21 protein-coding genes are annotated in these 20,742 nt (G+C 69.7%); 8 read left to right on the forward strand and 13 right to left on the reverse strand.

The window, feature by feature from the left end; all coding sequences use genetic code 11:
• The first annotated feature begins 103 nt into the window (after positions 1-103).
• The gene (gene guaA / locus FHX42_RS00135) at positions 104-1,711 is read left to right on the forward strand and encodes a glutamine-hydrolyzing GMP synthase (protein ID WP_182542054.1); all 1,608 of its coding nucleotides are present in this window, start codon (positions 104-106) and stop codon (positions 1,709-1,711) included.
• A gap of 27 nt (positions 1,712-1,738) precedes the next feature.
• On the opposite strand, the gene FHX42_RS00140 is transcribed toward guaA, so the two are convergent.
• Positions 1,739-2,173 (reverse strand): TA system VapC family ribonuclease toxin, encoded by a 435-nt coding sequence (locus FHX42_RS00140; RefSeq protein WP_182542055.1) that lies wholly within the window; start codon positions 2,171-2,173, stop codon positions 1,739-1,741.
• The gene (locus FHX42_RS00145) at positions 2,170-2,436 is read right to left on the reverse strand and encodes an antitoxin (RefSeq protein WP_182542056.1); all 267 of its coding nucleotides are present in this window, start codon (positions 2,434-2,436) and stop codon (positions 2,170-2,172) included. The genes FHX42_RS00140 and FHX42_RS00145 overlap by 4 nt, the downstream gene beginning before the upstream one ends.
• 193 nt (positions 2,437-2,629) lie before the next feature.
• Between FHX42_RS00145 and FHX42_RS00150 the strand changes: the two genes are divergently transcribed.
• Both FHX42_RS00150 and FHX42_RS00155 read left to right on the forward strand, forming a co-directional pair.
• Positions 2,630-2,893 (forward strand): type II toxin-antitoxin system Phd/YefM family antitoxin, encoded by a 264-nt coding sequence (locus FHX42_RS00150; protein ID WP_235986930.1) that lies wholly within the window; start codon positions 2,630-2,632, stop codon positions 2,891-2,893.
• Complete coding sequence (locus FHX42_RS00155; RefSeq protein ID WP_182542058.1) at positions 2,881-3,282, forward strand: PIN domain-containing protein; 402 nt, start codon at positions 2,881-2,883, stop codon at positions 3,280-3,282. Before FHX42_RS00150 ends, FHX42_RS00155 begins: the two co-directional genes overlap by 13 nt.
• A gap of 26 nt (positions 3,283-3,308) precedes the next feature.
• On the opposite strand, the gene FHX42_RS00160 is transcribed toward FHX42_RS00155, so the two are convergent.
• Positions 3,309-3,521, reverse strand: a complete 213-nt coding sequence (locus FHX42_RS00160) for a hypothetical protein (protein WP_235987131.1) — start codon at positions 3,519-3,521, stop codon at positions 3,309-3,311.
• Positions 3,514-4,731, reverse strand: a complete 1,218-nt coding sequence (locus FHX42_RS00165) for a PspC domain-containing protein (protein ID WP_182542060.1) — start codon at positions 4,729-4,731, stop codon at positions 3,514-3,516. Before FHX42_RS00165 ends, FHX42_RS00160 begins: the two co-directional genes overlap by 8 nt.
• Positions 4,732-4,848: 117 nt before the next feature.
• On the opposite strand from FHX42_RS00165, the gene FHX42_RS00170 reads away from it, so the two are divergent.
• A complete protein-coding gene (locus FHX42_RS00170; RefSeq protein ID WP_407926186.1) occupies positions 4,849-6,204 on the forward strand; it encodes an ATP-binding protein in 1,356 nt (451 codons plus the stop codon).
• Positions 6,205-6,230: 26 nt separating this feature from the next.
• Positions 6,231-6,911 carry a response regulator gene (locus tag FHX42_RS00175; RefSeq protein WP_182542061.1) on the forward strand — a complete coding sequence of 227 codons (681 nt, stop codon included), beginning with the start codon at positions 6,231-6,233 and terminating at the stop codon, positions 6,909-6,911.
• Positions 6,912-7,418: 507 nt separating this feature from the next.
• On the opposite strand, the gene FHX42_RS00180 is transcribed toward FHX42_RS00175, so the two are convergent.
• Positions 7,419-8,354 (reverse strand): DMT family transporter, encoded by a 936-nt coding sequence (locus FHX42_RS00180; protein ID WP_328795808.1) that lies wholly within the window; start codon positions 8,352-8,354, stop codon positions 7,419-7,421.
• A gap of 112 nt (positions 8,355-8,466) precedes the next feature.
• Between FHX42_RS00180 and FHX42_RS00185 the strand changes: the two genes are divergently transcribed.
• Positions 8,467-9,360, forward strand: coding sequence for a LysR family transcriptional regulator (locus FHX42_RS00185; RefSeq protein ID WP_182542066.1), 894 nt, complete (start codon positions 8,467-8,469; stop codon positions 9,358-9,360).
• A gap of 87 nt (positions 9,361-9,447) precedes the next feature.
• Here FHX42_RS00185 and FHX42_RS00190 read toward each other — a convergent pair whose 3' ends face one another.
• From FHX42_RS00190 to FHX42_RS00215, 6 genes are all read right to left on the reverse strand, one after another.
• Positions 9,448-11,034 (reverse strand): serine/threonine-protein kinase, encoded by a 1,587-nt coding sequence (locus FHX42_RS00190; RefSeq protein ID WP_182542067.1) that lies wholly within the window; start codon positions 11,032-11,034, stop codon positions 9,448-9,450.
• 175 nt (positions 11,035-11,209) lie between these two features.
• Complete coding sequence (locus FHX42_RS00195) at positions 11,210-12,766, reverse strand: serine/threonine-protein kinase (RefSeq protein WP_182542068.1); 1,557 nt, start codon at positions 12,764-12,766, stop codon at positions 11,210-11,212.
• Between the two features lie 546 nt (positions 12,767-13,312).
• Positions 13,313-13,996 carry a hypothetical protein gene (locus FHX42_RS00200; protein WP_182542069.1) on the reverse strand — a complete coding sequence of 228 codons (684 nt, stop codon included), beginning with the start codon at positions 13,994-13,996 and terminating at the stop codon, positions 13,313-13,315.
• Between the two features lie 14 nt (positions 13,997-14,010).
• The gene (locus FHX42_RS00205) at positions 14,011-14,940 is read right to left on the reverse strand and encodes a hypothetical protein (protein ID WP_182542070.1); all 930 of its coding nucleotides are present in this window, start codon (positions 14,938-14,940) and stop codon (positions 14,011-14,013) included.
• Between the two features lie 20 nt (positions 14,941-14,960).
• The gene (locus FHX42_RS00210) at positions 14,961-15,209 is read right to left on the reverse strand and encodes a hypothetical protein (protein ID WP_182542071.1); all 249 of its coding nucleotides are present in this window, start codon (positions 15,207-15,209) and stop codon (positions 14,961-14,963) included.
• 102 nt (positions 15,210-15,311) lie between these two features.
• Positions 15,312-15,632: a hypothetical protein gene (locus FHX42_RS00215; protein ID WP_182542072.1), complete on the reverse strand. Its 321-nt coding sequence runs from the start codon at positions 15,630-15,632 to the stop codon at positions 15,312-15,314.
• A 172-nt stretch (positions 15,633-15,804) separates the two neighbouring features.
• Between FHX42_RS00215 and FHX42_RS00220 the strand changes: the two genes are divergently transcribed.
• The gene (locus tag FHX42_RS00220) at positions 15,805-16,605 is read left to right on the forward strand and encodes a 3-hydroxybutyrate dehydrogenase (RefSeq protein ID WP_182542073.1); all 801 of its coding nucleotides are present in this window, start codon (positions 15,805-15,807) and stop codon (positions 16,603-16,605) included.
• Between the two features lie 13 nt (positions 16,606-16,618).
• Here the strand turns inward: FHX42_RS00220 and FHX42_RS00225 are convergent, their stop codons facing one another.
• Both FHX42_RS00225 and FHX42_RS00230 read right to left on the reverse strand, forming a co-directional pair.
• Complete coding sequence (locus FHX42_RS00225; RefSeq protein ID WP_235986866.1) at positions 16,619-16,951, reverse strand: chorismate mutase; 333 nt, start codon at positions 16,949-16,951, stop codon at positions 16,619-16,621.
• A gap of 294 nt (positions 16,952-17,245) precedes the next feature.
• A complete protein-coding gene (locus tag FHX42_RS00230) occupies positions 17,246-17,896 on the reverse strand; it encodes a DedA family protein (protein ID WP_182542074.1) in 651 nt (216 codons plus the stop codon).
• Between the two features lie 102 nt (positions 17,897-17,998).
• On the opposite strand from FHX42_RS00230, the gene pcrA reads away from it, so the two are divergent.
• Complete coding sequence (gene pcrA, locus FHX42_RS00235) at positions 17,999-20,422, forward strand: DNA helicase PcrA (RefSeq protein ID WP_182542075.1); 2,424 nt, start codon at positions 17,999-18,001, stop codon at positions 20,420-20,422.
• Positions 20,423-20,742: the final 320 nt, after the last annotated feature.

The raw sequence follows: 20,742 nt of genomic DNA on the forward strand, positions 1-20,742 counted from the left end.
ATTCGTAGTTCTTTGGGGCGGCATGGTGACCCGAAGGGCCTGTGGAGCCGGTCACCTGGGACAATGGCCGTGGATTCCCGTACGGCCAGGAAGGTTCGACCACGTGTCCGGCACCCCAAGCAGCAGCCGCGCTCCGCAGACCCACACCGGCGAGGGGCCGGTTCTGGTGGTCGACTACGGCGCCCAGTACGCCCAGCTGATCGCTCGGCGGGTGCGTGAGACGCAGATCTACTCCGAGGTCGTGCCGCACGACACGCCGGTCGACGAGATCGTGCGTCGCGACCCGGCCGCGGTCGTGCTCTCCGGCGGTCCGGCCAGCGTCTACGCCGAGGACGCGCCGCGCGTCGACGGGCGGTTGTTCGACACCGGCATCCCGGTGTTCGGGATCTGCTACGGCTTCCAGGCGATGACCTCGGCCCTCGGCGGCACCGTCGAGCACACCGGCGTCAGCGAGTACGGGCGCACCGACCTGTCGATCACCGGGCAGGGCGGTGCGCTGCACGAGGACCTGCCCGGCCACCACCCGGTGTGGATGAGTCACGGCGACTCCGTGAGCAAGGCACCCGAGGGCTTCACGGTCACGGCGGGCAGCAGGGACACCCCGGTCGCCGCGTTCGAGGCTCCGGAGCGCGGGCTCGCCGGAGTGCAGTACCACCCGGAGGTGGCCCACTCGCCGCACGGTCAGGAGGTGTTGCGGCGGTTCCTGCACGACATCGCGGGCATCCGTCCGCGTTGGACCACCTCCTCGATCGTGGAGGACACGGTGGCCGCGATTCGTGAGCAGGTCGGTGACCGACGTGCGATCTGCGCGCTGTCCGGGGGAGTGGATTCGGCGGTGGCCGCCGCGCTGGTTCAGCGCGCCATCGGCGATCAGTTGACCTGCGTGTTCGTTGATCACGGTCTGCTACGTGCGGGCGAGCGGGCCCAGGTGGAGCGCGACTTCGTCGCGGCGACCGGAGTGCGGTTGGTCGTCGTCGACGCGGTCGATCGGTTCCTCGGCGAGCTGGCCGGGGTCGCCGACCCGGAGGAGAAGCGCAAGATCGTCGGGCGCGAGTTCATCCGCACCTTCGAACAGGCGGCCAGGGACTCGCAGGCCGAGGCCGGTGAGGCGGGCGAGCAGGTCGACTTCCTCGTGCAGGGAACGCTCTACCCCGACGTCGTGGAGTCCGGCGGCGGCTCCGGGGCCTCCACCATCAAGAGTCACCACAACGTCGGCGGCCTGCCCGAGGACCTGCAGTTCGGGCTCGTCGAGCCGCTGCGCGCGCTGTTCAAGGACGAGGTGCGCCGGGTCGGTCTGGAGCTCGGTCTGCCCGAGACGATCGTGCACCGCCAGCCGTTCCCCGGCCCCGGACTGGCCATCCGCATCATCGGCGAGGTCACCGCGCAGCGGCTGGAGACCCTGCGCGCGGCCGATTCCATCGCCCGCGAGGAGCTCACCGCCGCCGGGCTCGACCGCGACATCTGGCAGTGCCCGGTGGTGCTGCTGGCCGACGTGCAGTCGGTCGGAGTGCAGGGTGACGGGCGCACCTACGGTCATCCGGTGGTGCTGCGGCCGGTTTCCAGCGAGGACGCCATGACCGCGGACTGGACGCGGTTGCCCTACGAGGTGCTGGAACGGGTCTCCACGCGCATCACCAACGAGGTGCCCGAGATCAACCGGGTGACCGTCGACGTCACGTCCAAGCCCCCGGGCACCATCGAGTGGGAGTGACCGGCCGGGGGTGACCCGGTCGGCGGTTCACGATTCTGCCGGGGTGCGCCACCGCAGGTCGGGGAAGCGTCCGGAGCCCCTGTCGAAACTGATCACTTCCCCACCGTGTTCCTGTGCCAGGGCCGCCAGTGCGGCGCCGGGCATGAGGCTGCCGGTGGCTTCGCCTGCTTCGCACACCGCGTACAGGTGGTCGAGGTGCTCCTGCGATACCGCGTCCGCGGTGATGTCTCCCGGTCGGGCGCGTACGGCGCTGGTGAAGCGTGTCGCCTCGTCGAGCGGAGTGGGGACGGCGGAGATGCGCGTGTCCGTGGTCAACCGCAAGAACGACCACCACACCGACCACGGCACCGTGAAATGCTCTTTGCGTGACCACAGTTCGTTGAGCCAATGTCGAGCTGTCTCGTGATCGGGGTGATCCTGTCGGTGTCCTGGCAGGACCACGTTGACGTCCAGAACCTTCACCGGGAGCCCCCTCCGGGCCGCGTGGCGTCCTCATCGGTGAACAGTGCGGCGATGTCGCGCCCGGACCGCAGGTTGATCGTCGCGGGAGGTGGCGTGCCTCCGTCGAAGACGGGTACTTTCGGTGGCTCCGGTTGTTCGGACGAACTCATCAGTTCCCGACGCAGGCTTGCTTCGACGAACTGGCCCGGAGTCTGACCGCACTGCCGCGCGCGGTGCTTGGCACGCTCGAGTAGTCGTTCGTCGATCGACATTGTGGTGCGCACAGCATCAGTCCAGCGCATCAAGAGCATCAACCCCGCGTCTTTTTTTGATTACTGCGTGGATTGACCCTTCCGCGTCCAGCGAGGTGCCCGAGATCAATCGGGTGGCCGTCGACGTCACGTCCGAGCCCCGGGGGTGCCATCGAGCGGGAGGGGCCGGTAATCTGAAATCTGATACCGTTGTCCCATGAGGCTGATGACGGCGACGGAGGCGTCGCGGGGGTTCTCCTCCGTGCTCGATGAGGCCGAGCACGGAGAAACCATCGTGATTACCCGGGACGGGCGACGTGTCGCGGAAATCCGGCCGGCCAGTACGGGCAATGCTGACGCGTTGCGGGCGTTCGCTCGTGACTGGGGAGCTGAGCACGGCAGCGATCCCGAAGGCGCTCGTGCCGCGCCGGCGGAGTTGGACGCTCTCGACGATGTACTCACGGATGACTCGGACCGATGGAACGAGTAATCCTGGATACCGGTGTGCTCATCGTGGGGGAAGGGGATCACGGACGTTTCGAGACGCTGCTCGATGGCATCGAGGACGTCGCGATCGCGGGGGTCACTGTCGCGGAGTTCCTGACCGGGGTGCTGCGTGCCGACACCTCACACCGAGCCGCGCTGAGGAAGCGATGGTTACGCGGGATCGTGGAGCGTGCTCCGGTTCTGGAATACGGATATACGACGGGTGAGGCACATGCTCATCTGTTGGACCACGTGCGTGTCGCCGGTAGACCACGTGGCCGTCATGACCTGATTATCGCCGCACACGCACGTGAGACGGGGCGAGGTGTGCTCACCACCGACAGGAAGGGCCGTTTCGGTGATCTGCCCGGTGTGATCGAAGTGGAGCGCTGAACGGCTCTCCGACCCGTCCGACCTCTTCATCGGTCGCGACGGCGCAGCGACGCGGCGAGCACGAGGACGCCGCAGCCGAGCATGCCGATCGCCAGCACCCACTGCAGGCTCCACGGCACTCCGACCAGCACGTAGAGCGTGACGAGCAGGGCCAGCACGCCCGCGGTCAGGGTGATCGGGTCCGGCCCCGCGCGCCGATTGGTCGAGGTCTCTCGGGCAGCGGGAGTCTGATCAGTCACGGAGAACCTCCACATTGCCGGTGCCCGCGTGGAGATCGAGCACGAGTTGTCCTCCGCCGCGGCCGTCGGCACCTTCGTCGAAGGCCGCGGCGCTGACGCCGTCGCCCTGGCGCTCCTGCCCCAGGCAGTTCACGTTCCCCATGTCGGCGGAGCACTTCGCTCGGACGTCCACGTTCGGGGGCAGGTGGACGCTGATGTTTCCCGCACCGACGTCGCCGCCGGTGGTGATCGTGCGCCCCTCGGGGAAGCGCAGGTCGTCGAGATGCAGTTCGATGTTGCCCACCGATTTTCGGTAACTGTCCCGGAGTCCGGCGACATCTGCCGGGCGCACCTGCTGGTCACCGACCCCGTACCAGGTGTCCGTGGGCAGCGCGTTGAACGCCAGGGCCAGCACGGCCATCGGGACGGCCAGCACGATCAGACCACGGCCACCGCGCAGGAACGCTCCCGCGAGCATGCCGATGCCGAGCACTCCCAGTCCCGTGGCCGTGGTGATCACGGGAGGCAGGCTGAAGGCGGTCCCGAAGCCGAGGGCCAGCAGCGTGACCGCCAGGGTCACGAGCGTGACCGAGTGCCGGCGCGGGCGGGACGGTGCGGGATCGGGAGGGGAGTCATCGGGTTCGGGCAGGTCCCAGGCGAAGGAGGCTGTGCCGAGCGGATCCCAGGAAGGGGGTTCCTGCCGGTCGGGTTCGGTGGTCTCGGTGGATCCGGACCGCACCGTGGGATACACCCAGGTGTTGTTCGCCCCCTCGACCGTGGGTCCGGCCGTGGGTCCGGCCGTGGGTCCGGCCGATGATTCGGAGGGCGGTTCGGTCGCGGATTCGGCCGGCTCGTGATCCCCGTAGTTGCGGTGCAGCAGATACAGCGCCAGTCCACCGAGAACGAGCCCGACCAGCCCGGGTACGTCGCTGACGACGTACGAGCACGGAATCAGCAGCAGCGCGAGCAGCACGATCGTCGACGTGGACGTCGACGATCCCTCTTTCGGCAGCAGCAGCCATCCCAGCAGGTACAGCAGGATCCCCGCGCCGCCGTAGAAGGTCGTCACGACGAAGGCGACCCGCACCAGCACGGGATCGATGCCGTACCGGTGCCCGATGGCGGCCGAGACCCCGCCGAGCTTGCCGCCCCGACTCGGGCGCACCGGCCTGCTCGCCCAGAAATCTCGCAGCGTGTCCTCGACACCGGGTTTCGTCCCTGGCCTACTCATGTCACCCACTGTCCGAGGCCGCGTCCCTCCGGACATCGGGGGCCGCCCCTGAGACGACCTGTAAACATCACCCCCGTGCCCGGGGGTGTTCCCCGATGTTCCCGGGCACACGAGCGTGTGACCATCGACAGCGTGCACCCCCGGCTGAAGAGCAAGGTGAGGCGGACGGACCCGCGGCAGCGCCCGTCCGCGACCGTGCCGTACCGGCGTCCGGGATCGAGGCGGCGAGTCGCGCGCGGGGAGGGCCTGCCGGAGTCCGGCAGGCTCCGCAGGAGGCGCTCCGGGCGTGTGCTGGCGGGGGTTTCGGGAGGTGTGGCCGAGCACCTGGGCGCTTCCGTGTTCTGGGTGCGTGCGGTGTTCGTCGTGCTGGCCGCCCTCGGTGGGTCCGGGATCCTCGCCTACGGACTGCTGTGGATGTTCGTGCCGCAGAGCTCGGGGAACGAGCCGGAGCCGACGCCGAAGGAACGCCAGCAGGGTTTCGGGATGCTCGTGCTGGGCGTCGGCCTGGCGGTGACGATCACGTCGGTGGGGACCGGCGCGGTCTGGTTCGTCGGTCCGCTCGGCGTGGTGCTGGTCGGCGCGGCCGTGGTGTGGCGGGAGGCCGACGAGTCCCAGCGCGGGCGGTGGCGGCAGGGTGCTCGTATCGGCGTGGCCGAGGTGATGGTCGGGGGCGGTGGTCGCGCCGCCGTCCTCCGCATCGTCATCGGTGTCGGGCTCGCGGTGGTGGGCCTGGGGCTGTTCCTCGGCGGCAACGCCACCCTCGACGAGATGCGCTTCGCGCTGCTGGCCGTGTTGACCACGCTGGTCGGCGTCGCCGTCCTGACGGTGCCGTGGTGGGTGCGGCTGGTGCGGGATCTCAACGTCGAGCGCGCCGGCCGGATCCGGTCCCAGGAACGCGCCGAGATCGCCTCCCACCTGCACGACTCGGTGCTGCAGACGCTGGCGCTGATCCAGAAGCAGTCGGGGGACTCGCGCGAGGTGTGGCGGTTGGCCCGCGGCCAGGAGCGCGAGCTGCGGCACTGGCTGTACGGGTCGCAGGGGCACGGTCGCAGCGACGACGAGCGGGGAGACGGTGCCGCGACGTCGAGCCGGACGCTGTCGGAGGAGCTCGGCCGGGTCTGCGGTGAGGTCGAGGACACCTTCGCCATCACCGCCCAGCACGTCGTGGTCTCCGACTGCGACGTCGACGAACCGATCGCCGCGATGCTGGCCGCGGCCAGGGAGGCGCTGGTCAACGCCGCCAAGCACGCCGGGGTCGACGAGGTCAGCGTCTACGGGGAGGTCACCGACGACGCCGTCGAGGTGTTCGTGCGGGACCGGGGCGCCGGGTTCGATCCGGAACGGGTCGCCGTCGATCGGCACGGACTGGCCGACTCGATTCGGGGCAGGATGGAACGTAACGGTGGCAGTGCCAGGGTGCGGACCGCACCCGGCGCGGGGACCGAGATCCAGTTGGCTGTTCCCCGGCACTAGGTCGGGGACGACGAAGGAGGCGTGCGGTGACGAGTACGAACGACGAGGGCGGACCCCGGCCGGTCCGCGTGTACCTGGTCGACGACCACGCCTTGTTCCGCACGGGGGTGCGCGCGGAGCTGGCCGGAGCCGACGACAGGGTCGAGGTGATCGGCGAGGCAGGGTCGGTGGCCGAGGCGGTGGCCGGGATCGGCCACTTCGCCCCCGATGTCGTGTTGCTGGACGTGCACATGCCCGACGGCGGTGGCGCGGAGGTGCTGCGCCGGGTGCGCGAGAGCCACCCCGACGTGGTGTTCCTGGCGTTGTCGGTCTCCGACGCCGCCGAGGACGTCATCACGGTCATTCGTGGCGGTGCGCGCGGGTACGTGACGAAGACGATCTCCGGGCACGAGCTCGCGGAGGCGATTCTGCGGGTCGCCGGTGGGGACCCGGTGTTCTCCCCGCGGCTGGCCGGGTTCGTGCTCGACGCTTTCTCCCGGGGCACGAGCGCGGAGTCGGTCGGCGATCCCGAACTCGACCTGCTCACCCCTCGCGAGCGTGACGTGCTGCGGCTGCTCGCCAGGGGCTACGCCTACAAGGAGATCGCCTCCGAGCTGTTCATCTCGGTCAAGACGGTCGAGACCCACGTTTCCAGCGTGCTGCGCAAGACCCAGCTGTCCAACCGCTACGAGCTGTCCCGCTGGGCCACCGACCGCCGCCTGGTGTGATCGGCGGCCGAATCCGGAAGCGGTGATGCTTCCGGCGGCCCGGTCGTCACCTCCGGACGCACGGCGATCAGCACCCCGACGGCGAGGGCGACCAGCAGGGCGCCGAGCGCGGCGAGCGTCCAGCCGTCCGGGTGCGGCAGTGGCTGGCCGCGCAGCGCCTGCCAGGTGATGAGCAGGACCAGTCCCGCGTGACCGCTCGCGGCGATGCGCGTCGGGCGGAGCCTGACGAGGGGTCGCGAAGCCGCCGCGACCGGCGCGCGGCCAGTTCCAGGGCCAGTACCAGGAGTGGGAGGGCTTGCAGGGCGTGGATGCCGACGAAGTGCGGGATTCGCAGGTCACCACCGCTGAGGATCCACCCGGTGAGCGAAGTGGTCGTGCCGTCGGTGCCACCGACCCGCGCGCTCCGATGGCGGATGAGCCGTTCCCGGAGCGGATCGTTCGCAGCTGGTCGGGAGGCGGAACGACCAACGAGGAGCGCGACCGCCATCCCGAGAGTGAACCGGCGGTTCACGCCCTGGTCGCGGGGCGGGGCGTGCTGGTGGGGCGCTGCTCGCGAGCGGCGGTCCTGGTGCGGCTCAGGGCGACGCCGACCAGCACGACGACCATGCCCGCCACCACGCGCCACCCGAACCGCTCGTCGAGGACCAGCCAACCGAGCACGATCGAGACCACCGGCATCAGGTAGGTCACGGTGGAGGCGGTGGTGGCCCCCTCGTCGGAGATGATCCGGTAGTGCAGCGCGAACGCCAGGCCGGTGCCGAGGATTCCCAGCGTCGCGACGGCGAGCAGGGGCGCGAGTTCCGGCTCCACGGCGCGCATCCCGTTCACGGGCAGGGTCAGCAGTCCGAGTCCGGTGGCCGTGGTCAGCTGCATCGCCGCCAGTGCCAGCGAGGGCAGCTTCCGGCCCTCGTCGGACCCGGTGACGTAGTGTCCGATGTAGACGAACCCGATGCCGTAGCTCACCGCCGCCGCCAGGCACGCGAGCACGCCCCAGCCGAACAGTCCACCGCTGTTCCAGGGCGCCAGGATCAGCAGCACGCCCGCGAAGCCGAGCAGCAGTCCGGACAACCGCCGTGGCGACAGCGATTTCTCGGTCCCGAAGGCCACCCCGATCAGCAGGGTCCACAGCGGTGTCGTCGCGTTGAGGACACCGGTGAGCCCGGAGTCCACGGTCTGCTCTCCCAGCCCGAACAGCACCCACGGCAGGGCGTTGGCGAACAGCGCGGCGACGGTGATCCGCCCCCACAGCTTGCGCGAGTGTCCGCGAAGGCCGATTCCGCTCGCCGCGCACAGCAGCAGCAGGACCACGGCGCCGAACAGGATGCGCGCGAAGGCGACCTGGGTGGGGGTGAGCGCCTCCAGTCCGATCTTGATCAGGAGGAAGCTCGCTCCCCACATCAGCGCCAGTGCACCGATCCGCAGGTAGTTGGCCGGGTTGTTCACGGGGCCTCCCGAGTCGCCACGATGTTGCGGTTTCCACGGTGCGGGTTCACCAGAGGTAAGCACAAGTGAATACTGCTGTACTGACCTTTGAGCTCTGCTGTATCGTTGGTACATGTTGGATGTGCGTCGGATGCAGGTCCTGCGGGCGGTGGTCACCAGTGGTTCGCTCAGCGCCGCGGCGACCAATCTGGGCTACACGCCGTCCGCGATCAGCCAGCAGATCTCCGCGCTGGAGCGGGAAGCGGGTACGTCACTGCTGGAGAAGGTCGGACGCGGCGTGCACCCGACCCCGGCGGGCAACCTGCTCGCGGACCGGGCGGCGGCCCTCTCGGACCTGCTCGGCACGGCCGAGGCCGAGCTCGCCGACATCCGTTCGGGGCGTACCGGTCTGCTGCGCCTGCGGTTCTTCCAGAGCGCGAGCGTGGCGCTCGTCCCGCCCGCCGTGGCGAAGTTCCGCGCCGCGCACCCGGAGGTGCGACTGGACCTGCGGATGGTGGAGCGCAAGGTGCTCGACGAGGTCGCGGGTGGAGAGGCCGACATCGCCGTGCTCGTGGTGGGTAGGGAGGTCCCGGTGATGCACGGGGTGCGCGTGATCCACCTGGTGGACGAGCCCTACCGCGTCGTCCTGCCACGGGAACACCCGTTGGCCGCCGAGGAGGCCGTGGACCTGACCCACCTGTCCGGGGAGTCCTGGGTGCACGGTGGCCTGCTGCCGGGGCCGTGCAGCGAGTCGCTGGAGGAAGCCTTCGCCGCGGCCGGTTTCACTCCGCACGTGGCCTTCGACGCGGACAGCCCCGCCGCCGCGCAGGGATTCGTCGCCGCCGGAATCGGGGTCGCGCTGCTGCCGCGCCTGGGACTGGATCTCGTGCATCCGGATGTGGTCGTGCGGCCGGTGCGTCGTCCGGAGCCCGTCCGGCGCCTCTACGTCGGCGTTCGCGAGGCCGTCGCCGACCAGCCGGCCAGTCGGACCATGCTCGACGCCCTGTTCGAATCCGCCGGAACCTAGGGCGGAGCCCGGGGCGGCACGTCGTTACCCGGTTTCGCGCGAAACCGGGTAGCCACCACGGACGCCGGTGATGGTTATGGCTCTCCCCTAGAGCGACTTCTCGGTGTTGATCCGGGGCTTGCCGTTCTCGACGACGATGCCCATGAGGTGGCGTTCGAGGCTCTTGTCGCCGTCCTCCGTCTTGTAGCGCAGGTTCACCACCACCTTGTTGCTCTTGATCGCCCTGGGCTTGCCGAGGACCTTGACGTCCTTGACCTCACCCCAGAACTCCTCGTACTCGTCCTTGCCGACCTGCCTGAGCTTCGGCCCCAACAGCGACCACGACTTGTCCAGTTCGTCGGGCACCAGCGAGAAGTACTTCTTGACGACGGCCTCCTTCTCGGCGGTGGAGACCTTCTTGGCGGTGGTGCTGGGGGGCGCGCTGCTGGTGCTCGGCGGAGTGCTGCTCGTGGTGGGAGCCGAGGAGGTCGTGGTGGGGGCGGCCGAGGTCGTGGCCGGCGCACTCGTGGTCACGGGTGGAGGAGCCGGACGGGGTGAGGATGACGACTGCGCGTTCGACGGTTCCGGAGAACCCCCGAAGGCGTTGGCGGCCAGGACGCCGATCAGGACGGCGGCCACGAGCGCGATCGCCCACACCGCGATGGTGCGTGATCGATTCCGCCCGCGCTCCTCGGGCGGGGCGGCCTGACCGACCCGTGTCGGGTCGGCAGCCGCTGCGCCCGATGCGGCGGCCCCCGTCGATCCGGCGGTCGTGGGAGCACCGACCCGGGTACTTCCACCCTCCTGGGCGGCGGGACGGGGGGAGGGAGCGGAGGCCTGCTGCCAGCCGTTGGCGGGGGTGTTGGGTATCGGCCGCCCGTCGGCCACGGCCTGGAGGATGGTCTGCGTCTGCGCCATCGTCGGCCGATCCACCGGGTCGGCGCGCAGTAGCTGCATCAGGGCCGCCGTCATCGGGCCGGCCTGCCTGGGTGGATCCACCTGCCCCCGCGCGACCCGGTGCAGCAGACTGATCGCGTTGTCGTCCACCCCGAACGGCGGGTGTCCCTCGATCGCCGCGTACAGCGTCGAACCCAGCGAGAACACGTCCGAGGCCGGAGCGGGATCGCGACCGAGAGCCACCTCCGGTGACAGGTAAGCGGGGGTACCCGCCAGAATGCCGCTCTTGGTGATGGCCACGTCGCCGATCGCGCGGGAGATCCCGAAGTCGGTGATCTTGGACTGCCCGTTGTCGCCGAGCAGGATGTTGCCCGGTTTGAGGTCGCGGTGCACGATGCCGGCCATGTGCGCGGCCGCCAGCGCGCTGGCGACCTGGGCACCGATGCGCGCGACCTCCAGCGGCGGCAGCACGCCGTGATCGCTGATCATCGAGGCCAGGCTCTGCGACGGCAGGTACTCCATGACCAGCACCGGCTGACCCTCGTCCTCGGCCACGTCGAAGACGGCGATCGCGTTCTGGTGTTGCAGACGTGCCGCGATGCGCCCCTCGCGCATCGACCGCTCACGGGCCTCCTGGGTCTCCGCGTCGGTGTATCCGGGCTGTAACAGCAGTTGCTTGACCGCGACGGTGCGCTGTAGGCGTTCGTCGACCGCGCGCCACACGACTCCCATGGCTCCGCTGCCGATGCGCTGGTGCAGTCGATAGCGACCGGTGATCAAACGACCCTCGGAGCTCACGGATATCTCCTGGTCTCGGCTGTGTAGGCGGCAGGATGGGGACCGGCCGGACCCCACGGGTCGGCTTCCTTCGGTCCCGCCAACGGTACTGGGCACACCGTGGGTAACCGCACGCTGGGCAGAACGGCCGGAGCCGGGCGGTACCGCGTCGGCACCGCCCGGCCGGAGCCCGTGTTCAGCTGGTGGCCGGGCCGGTCTTCACGGTGGGTGAAGACTTGCTGCCGGCCGCGTTGTTGTTGGTGCTGGATTTCTTGGTGCTGGTCTGGTTGCTGCCGGTGTCGGGAGGCGAGGTCGTCTCCTCCCCCGAGTCGCCCGCGGACGTGGGGGGACTCTGCGTGCCCGACGGCTCGGTGCTCGGCTGGGAGCTCGGCGTTTCGTCGCTGCTGGTGGTGGTCGGCTGCGAGGTGTTCTCCTCGGTGCTCGACGACCCGGTCCAGTCGTTGTCCGACGTCTCCTCGTCGTCGTAGTCCGAGGTCGTCCGGGGTGTGGTCTCGCTCGTCGTCGTGACCGGCGGAGGCAGCTGTTGGGTGGGGTTGCCCCCGTTGCCGGCGGGGTTGACTTGTCCGCCGTTCCCGTTGTCGCCTCCTCCCAGGAAGGCCGAGGCCACCAGCACCGCGACGACCGCGGTGGCAGCCAGGGCGATCCCCGAGACCACCAGCGGTCGCTTGCTGCGCCGTGTCTCCGTCAGCGCCGCGTCGCCACGCGTGTCCGACCCCATGTAGGAGGTGGCGTCCGGATACGCCTCCTTGGTGTAGGGATCGTCCTCGTAAGCCGTGGCACCGGCGACCATCGTGCCGTCCCTGCCGACCGCCTCGGTCGGCCCCGCGTCCGGCACGTTCGAGGCCGCGGCCTCTCCCGGCGCCATCGCGGGCGGGATCGGTGCGGGCATCGACGGTACCGAGGTCACGGCCTGACCGTCGGCGACCGCTTGCAGCATCTCGCGCACCTGGGCCATGTCCGGACGGTCCTCGGAGCGAGCCTGCATCATCGCCATCAGCGGGTCGTTCATCGGCCCGGAGTTCTGCGGCGGATCGATCCGACCCGCCGCCACGGAGTGCAGCAGCGCGAGGGTGTTCTCGCTCTGCCCGAACGGCGGGTGCCCCTCGATCGCCGCGTACAGCGTCGCGCCGAGGGAGAACACGTCCGAGGCCCCCGTGGGCTCCTGGCCGCAGGCCACGTCCGGTGACAGGTAGGCGGGCGTGCCAGCCAGCATCCCGGTCTTGGTGACCGCGACGTCGCCCTGGGCCCGGGATATCCCGAAATCGGTGATCTTGACCGTGCCGTCGTCGCCGAGCAGGATGTTGCCCGGCTTGAGGTCCCGGTGCACCACACCGGCTGAATGCGCGGCCCCGAGCGCCGACGCCACCTGGGCGCCTATCCGTGCCACCTCGCGGGGTGGCAGCGGACCGTGCTCGGACATCATCGCCGCGAGACTGGTGGATGGCAGAAATTCCATGACCAGCACTGGCTGGCCTTCGTCTTCGGCTACGTCGTAGACCGAGACCGCGTGCGCGTGCTGCAGGCGGGCCGCGATGCGCCCCTCCCGCATGGCTCGCTGCCGGGCTTCCTCGGCCTCACCCGGATCCAATCCGGGCTGCAGCAACAACTGCTTGACCGCGACCGTGCGGTGCAGGCGTTCGTCGAGACACTCCCACACCACGCCCATCGCGCCACTGCCGATGCGTCGCTGCACTCGGTAGCGTCCGGCGACCAGGCGACCTTCGTCGCTCACCGACGTCTCCCCGTACTGCTCTCGGTGTCGCGTGGGGCCGGGGCCTCCCTAGGCGGGAACCCGACAGTCACGCCGACACCGGCGGATTTGGTGGACCGGGTCCGGCCCTCCGACATGTACACGTTCACAAAGCGGCCGAGGTTGGCGGACAACTCATTCGGCCGCGATACGGCAGCCTAGCCCACGTCGATGTGGCGTAGGCCCGAAGTCGGCGAATTCGTCGAGCACGGATGTGAGGTATCCGATTACCGGAGGGGGCGGACGGCCCGTCACGGGACCCCTTCCGGTACCGCTCGTCGTTTCCGCAGTTGACCCCCGGCACTGGAGACCCTCGCCATCCCGACGTCCGGCCGGACGAGCCGACCGGGACGGCCGCCGACCGAGCCCTCTCGGGGCGCGGAGGGGGCGTGTCGGGGTGGAACAGACCGACACGGGCTCCGCCCGGAGTGACAGGTCGTTGCCGCATTGTTGTGAGAATACCCGCGAACGGGTCGGCCGGGTTGCACCATCCGGACTAAGCGGGCCCGGCGGAGCGGTTCGGGTGGGTCATCCGGCGGATGGTGGACCGCGTCGCGCGGTGACCAGACGCACGCTCCCGATCATCGGATGCGGTCCGGCCTTCACGGTCAGCGCGTGGCGCAGGAGCAGCCTGGTTCCGTCCGGGTACTCGGCGACGACCTCGGCCACCACCGAGCCGTCCTGACGAAGGTGCGGTCGCCGTGGCCGCACCGAGGCGAGTTCCTCCCACGAGCGCACCATCCGGTCGCGCTGTGCTCCCAGTACTTTCGGCGACACCAGTCGTACCGCGCGTCGTGGATCACTGCCGAGCAGCCGGTAGAAGCTCTCGACCAGTGCCAGCGCCGAATCCGCGCTACCGACCTGGGGATTGGCCTCGCACATCTCCGGCGGATGCGTGGGGGAAGGGCCGGAGGGGGTCGGCCGCTCGTCCGACACGCGGGAGTAGCCGCCGTTGTCGGCGAACGGCCAGTTCGCCCGGGCGAGCAGATCGGGGCGGAGTGCCTCGGCTCCGTCGATCGGTGCCGGTGGCGCGGTGGGGGGCGGGGAGTCGGTCGGAGACGCCGTGAGGATCGCTGAACCGGTCACCACCGAACCGCACAGCAGCAGCGCTCCCAGCACTCCGGTGGCGATGCGGCGGCGCGGCAGGGGCGGCTCCGCGGCGGAGTCCTCGGCGGTGTGGGTACGGGACGGCGGTTCGCCCGGCTCGGTCACGGTGACGGGGCCTCTCAGGGCATCGGGGTGTCGGATTCGATGAGCGGATCCGGCCCGGTGGTGAATCGCAGCTCGTGCTGCCGCGTGGTGACCGTGCCGTCGCGGGTGACGCGCAGGGTGGCCACCGTGCTCGCGGTCCGGGTCCTGGTGGTCCTGGTGCCGATCACGTCGACCGAGGTGACCCCCTCGTAGCGGGCGGCGAGGGTCGAGAAGCTCTGTTCCCGCGTGGTCAACGCGTAGGCGGACCGGAGGTCGCCCCGGTCTATGGCGGCGAAGTACGCCTCGGTGCGCTGCTCGAGCGACGGGACCAACGACATCGTGAGCAGGGACAGTGGCGCGGAGGACGCGGTCGTCGCGGGGGAGCTCGTTTCGGGGGCGGGGGTGCTGGGTGTGGGCTCGCTCGGCCCGGAGGAGCCGGTGCCGCTGTGCTCCGAGCCGGTGCTCCCGGGCGGGGGGAGAAGTGCCGCGGGATCGCGCTGACCGGTGCGGGTGGGGATTCCGTCGGAACGAATCACCGTCGCACCGGGAGACCGCGTAACGGTGGTGCTGCGGGGGGAGCGGCGCGGCGACGGTATTCCGGAGGAGTGCGAGGGCGTCGGTTCCTCCGTGCCGGAGGTGACGAGCCCGGAGGGCAGGGGCGGGTATTCGCCTCCGCGCGGCATTTCGGGCGGAACCCATCCCCGCACCGAGGATTCGCCCATCAGCGCTGCCGTCACGAACACCAGTCCCCCCAGCGTGGCCGCCGAGGAGGTCACCGCGAACCACGCGGCGTGGCGCCACGTGCGTGGAGGGGTCACCGAGGCCGGAACCGTGCCGAGATCGAACTCGTACAGTCCGCCGCTCGGATCGGTCTCCGCCGGTGTGTCCGAGGACCGCGGAAAAGGCGAAGCGGTGGCCGGTTGTTCGATTCGGCCGGTCCAGCCGGTGTTCTTGCCGCTGTGCATCGGGTCTCCTCCGAGCTGCTTCAGGCCGTGTCGACGAGCTGGAAGGTCTCTGCGAGGCGGTCCGCACCGAGTCCGTGCCGCTCGGCATCGGCGCGCAGCCGTTGCCGCGGCGTCGCTTCGAGAGCGGTGAACCCGGCGGTCTGCGCGTGGAGCGCCCGGAACGCCCGGAGCGCGGACAGCTTCGCGCGGAAGCCGACGTCGTCGGGACGCGCGGTGACCACCGGGACCCGCCGAACCCCGACGAGGGTCTCCACTCGGGGCGTGCTCATGGTCACAGGCTAGCCGCCGAAGAACGTGAATGCGTTGGGGGTTCGTTTCATCACACGTGGTGATGCGCGAAAGTGTGAACCCCGCGACGCGAGCGCCTCCGGTCAGTACCGGCCGCTGCGGAACCGCTCCTGGGAGGTGCGCAGCGCCTTGATCGAGGAAGCACCGCCCCCGGCGGCCAGCAGCATCGCGATGACGTCCGTTCCGCCCTCTCCGGTGGAGATCAGCATGGCCAGCAGGCTCACGCCGAGCGTGACTCCGGCCACCGGCATCCGTTTCTTGGCGAACTCGGCCGCCGGTTGGCCGCCGGGGCGCTTCCGCGCCGCGGTCGAGAGCATTCCGAGGTAGCCCGCGTGGCCCGCCGCGGCCAGCACCGCGGCGAGCGTGACTAGGAAGGCCACCAAACCCACAACAGCTGTTGTCATATCCCCAGTCTGCCCTTCTCCGAACCGTGACCGGTATGGGTGATATCCCCGATATCGGCGGGACGCGGGGCCGCGTGACGCGCCGAGCGGACAACGGGTGTTGACCGGTCGGATGAAAACTACCGCGTCTTGGCTATGGATCGGGGCCCACATCACCCTTAGGTTCTCGGCTATGACTGATAGCTCGGCCCCGGCTCCAGGACCCGGAGACCCCGGCCCCGGAGACGGGGGACAACTGACTGGCAGAAGAGCGGTCGTGACCGGTGCGGGCAGCGGCATCGGCGCGGCGGTGGCGCGCGGGCTCGCGGCGGCGGGAGCCACGGTTCTGGCCGTGGACCGCGACGCCGAGTCGGTGGAGGCGGTCGCCACCGAGATCGGCAGCAGCAGCGCGGTCGTGGACCTGTCCGACCCCGACGCCGCCGCTCAGGTGGGCGAGGACACCGACATCGTGGTCAACAACGCCGGAATGCAGCACGTCGCTCCGGTGCACCAGTTTCCCCCGGAGACCTTCGCGCGGATCCTGACGGTGATGGTGCAGTCGCCGTTCCGGATCATCCGCGCCGCCCTGCCCGGCATGTACACCCGGGGATGGGGGCGCATCATCAACATCTCCTCGGCGCACGGCTTACGGGCGTCGCCGTTCAAGAGCGCCTACGTCACCGCCAAGCACGGCCTCGAGGGGCTGTCCAAGACGGTCGCCCTCGAAGCCGCCACCCACGGGGTCACGTCCAACTGCGTCTGTCCCGGCTACGTGCGTACACCGCTGGTGGAACAGCAGGTGGCCGAGCAGGCGGTGCAGCATCGCGTCCCGCGTGAACAGGTGATCGAGGACGTGCTCCTGGCGCGTACTCCGGTCAAGCGGCTGGTCGAGCCCGACGAGGTGGCCGCACTGGCGGTGTGGCTGTGCGGTCCCGGGACCAGTTCGATCACCGGCTCGTCGTTCCCCATGGACGGAGGCTGGGGCGCCCACTGAGCGGGTCCGTCGGTCAGTGTCCGAGGCGACCGCGACCGAGGCGGAGGAGGATCATGGCGAGTTCGCGGCCCTCCTGGCCGAGTTCGCGGTAGCGGGCGAGGACGTCCATCTCGCGGTTGTAGACGATGCGGGGGCCGCCGGAGGCCATGCGGGCGGTGCCGACCTGGTGCGAGACCTCGGCGCGTCGTTTGATCAGCCGCAGGATTTCGGCGTCGAGGTAGTCGATCTCGTCGCGGAGCTCGGTGATGTCGGGCTGGGCGGACTGGTCGTCACCGGCCTGGTCCGAATCGCCGTTCTGGTCGTCGGCCGCGGGCCACCAGTGGTCGCCGGGGGCGGTGGTGCTCATGGGGATCCTTCCGGTGTGGTGGTGTCCATCGTGACCCGGAAGTGCGAAAACCCCGGGTCCGCGGACTCCGGGGCGTCGTGGTGGGCGTTCACGCGACGACGGGTACCGGAGTCCCGGTCCCGTAGAAAAACTGCCCGTCGTAGGTGAACACACACCCAGTCTGCCACAGCCCCCGTCGTTCCGGCCAAGAGGTGGACCGGCCTTCCCGTCAGGTGGATTCGATGGATCACCAGTTCGAGTGAACTTCCTCGTGGGGCGCACCAGCCGTCCGGAGGCTGGACTCATGAGCGTCGATCAGATCGAGGTGGCCTCGTGCGAGTTCCGAGCGGAGCGGTTGCGTACCGCCCGGATGATCAGCACCACGGCGATGCCACCGCCCAGGCAGGCGAACGCCGTGAAGCCCCAGCCGTAGCCCACCGTCCGTGCGGTTTCCCCCAGAACGACGGCCATGCCGGTGAGCGCGGTCGCCCACAGGGAGGCTCCGATCGTGGCCAGGCCCAGAAAGCGACCGAACGGCAGCCGCAGCGTTCCCACCAGCACCGGGACCACGGCGTGTACGAAAGCCACGAAGCGTGTGGTGATCAGCGCACGGGCGCCCGAGCCGTGCAGCACCGACTCGGCGGCCCGCCACCGTCGCTCGCCGACCTTGCGTCCCAACCACGTCGTGCGCAGGCCGGGACCGATCGCCCTGCCCAGCCAGTAACCACCGGTCTGGCCGATGACGTTGGCCAGCACGGCGGCGAGGAACAGGGGAAGCGTCCAGTGGGAACCGAGCACTCCGACGGCCAGCAACAGCACGGCGTCACCCGGCAGGATCATTCCGAGCAGCAGCGAGGTCTCCGCCGACAACACCACCAGCACGGTGAGCACGCAGTACCACGGATCGACCGTCGAAGCCCACGAGGCGAAGTCCCGCACCGCGGTGTCCGTGTGGATCAGTGTCATGGTCGAACTCGCTTCTCGGTCGGGGCCTCCGTGCCACCAGTGAATCAGCACGGCCGTCGCGATTCGTACGCAGCGTCGGGCGGGCGGTACTCTGGATGGTCGATGAGCACCCTCTTCGACCTTCCGCACGGCGGCTCCTCGTGGCCGCAAGAGAGCTCCGAGCCGCGAGCGGGTCGAGAGCACGACCCCGACCAGTTGCTGGCGGACCTGAACCCCCAGCAACGGGAAGCCGTCGTGCACGGTGGTTCGCCGCTGCTGGTCGTGGCAGGTGCCGGTTCCGGCAAGACGAAGGTGCTCACCCACCGGATCGCCTACCTGCTGGCCGCCCGCGGCGCCCATCCCGGTGAGATCATGGCGATCACCTTCACCAACAAGGCCGCCGTCGAGATGAAGGAGCGGGTCACCGATCTGGTCGGTCCGAGGGCCCGTTCGATGTGGGTCTCGACGTTCCACTCCATGTGCGTGCGGGTGCTGCGGCGGGAGGCGGAAACCGTGCGGGAGCTGCTCGCGGGAACGAGCAGCGATCCCCGGCTGAACTCCAATTTCTCCATCTACGACGCCGACGACGCCAAGCGGATGGTCACCCTCGTCGCCCGCGACCTGGAGCTGGACTCCAAGCGCTACCCGGTGCGCACGCTGGCCGCCGAGGTGTCGAACCTGAAGAACGAGCTGCTCACCCCGGCCGATGCCGCCGAGCGGGCCGGCAACGACCTGGAGCGCAAGGTCGCCGATGTCTACGCCTCCTACCAGCGGCGGTTGGCCGACTCCAACGCGCTGGACTTCGACGACCTGATCATGCGTACGGTGCAGCTGCTGCGGGCGTACCCCGAGGTGGCCGAGCACTACCGCCGCCGCTTCCGGCACGTGATGGTCGACGAGTACCAGGACACCAACCACGCCCAGTACGCCCTGGTTCGCGAGCTCGTCGGAACGCGGGACTCCGGCGGCGTCGAACCGGCCGAGTTGTGCGTGGTCGGTGACGCCGACCAGTCGATCTACGCCTTCCGCGGGGCGACGATCCGCAACATCGAGGAGTTCGAGCGCGACTACCCGCAGGCGCGCACGATCCTGCTGGAACAGAACTACCGCTCCACGCAGACGATCCTCTCCGCGGCCAACGCGGTGATCAGGGGCAACACCGGACGTCGGGACAAGCGGCTGTGGAGCGAGGCGGGCGAAGGGGAGCCCGTCGTCGGCTACGTCGCCGACAACGAGCACGACGAGGCGGCCTTCGTGGCCGGCGAGATCGACCGGCTGGTCGACGACGGCGAAGCCACGTTCAACGACATCGCGGTGTTCTACCGGACCAACAACCAGTCCCGGGTGTTCGAGGAGGTCTTCATCCGGCGCGGGTTGCCCTATCGGGTGATCGGCGGGGTGCGCTTCTACGAACGCCGCGAGGTCCGCGACGTTCTCGCCTACCTGCGAGTGCTGGACAACCCCGAGGACACCGTCAACCTGCGCCGGATCCTCAACGTGCCCAAGCGCGGAATCGGCGACCGGGCGCAGGCCGTGGTTTCCGTGTACGCCGAGCAGGAACGGATCTCGTTCGCCGCCGCGTTGCGCCGCGCCGCCGGTGAGGGGTTGCCGGGACTGAACACGCGCGCGCAACGCGCCATCTCCGGGTTCGTCGCGCTGCTGGACGAGCTGCGCGAGGCGGTGGCCCAGTCGGACGTCGCGGACGTGATCGAGACGCTGCTGGAACGCACCGGCTACCGGGGCGAGCTCGAAGCCAGCGATGACCCCCAGGACGCGGGGCGGGTGGAGAACCTCACCGAGTTGATCACGGTGGCTCGGGAGTTCAGCGAAATGCGGGCGCCCTCCGAGGAAACCTCCGCGGGGGAGTCCGAGGACGTCGATGCGGCCGTCCTCCCCGACGGTTCCCTCTCGGCGTTTCTGGAGCGGGTCTCACTGGTGGCCGACGCGGACTCGCTGCCGGACTCCGAAGAGGGCATGATCACGCTGATGACCCTGCACACCGCCAAGGGGCTGGAATTTCCCGTGGTGTTCTCCACCGGATGGGAGGACGGGGTCTTTCCGCACATGCGTGCGCTGGGCGAGCCCGCGGAACTGGCCGAGGAGCGGCGGCTGGCCTACGTGGGGATCACGCGCGCGCGGCGGCGGTTGTACCTGTCGCGAGCGCTGATGCGGTCGGCGTGGGGACAGCCGATGACGAATCCCGCGTCGAGGTTCCTGGGGGAGGTTCCCGAGGACCTGCTGCGGTGGCGACGGTCCGAAGCGGAGCGATCGGCTCCGCAGGTGCGAAGTAGCGGGAGCCGTGGCGGTGGAGGTTTCGACCGCGGTTCCGGAGGAGCGGGGAACGGACGTTCCTCGGCACAGTCCTTCAAGGACAGCGTGGCCATCAAGCTCGCGGTCGGTGACCGGGTCAACCACGACAAGTACGGCCTGGGCACGGTCCTGACCACCGAGGGCGAGGGTGCGCGGGCGACGGCGACCATCGACTTCGGAGCTTCGGGCACCGTACGTCTGATGCTCATCGGCAGCGTCCCCCTGACCAAGCTCTGATCAAGACCCCGAAGTGACGGGCCGGAGGTTGGGCGATTTTCGCGAAGATCGCCCGCCCCTCGTCCGAAGGAGCGCTCGTACACCGGTTTTGTCGGTGTCTTCGTGCGTAGCTTTCGCCATGACCGAGATTCCGACGGAAAAACCGACCGCGGCGTCGTACCGGACCGGCGAACCGATCTCGTTGCGCTGGGGCCTGGCTACCGCGTTCGGTGAGTACTCCTGGCACAACGGCCACACCGTTCTGCCCGCGAGCGAAGCGACGGCAACTGGCCGGTCGCCAGCTCCGGCAGCCACTACGAGACAGGCGGCCTGTTCGGAGG

It is taken from the genome of Halosaccharopolyspora lacisalsi (genome assembly GCF_014137975.1).
Classification (GTDB): domain Bacteria; phylum Actinomycetota; class Actinomycetes; order Mycobacteriales; family Pseudonocardiaceae; genus Halosaccharopolyspora; species Halosaccharopolyspora lacisalsi.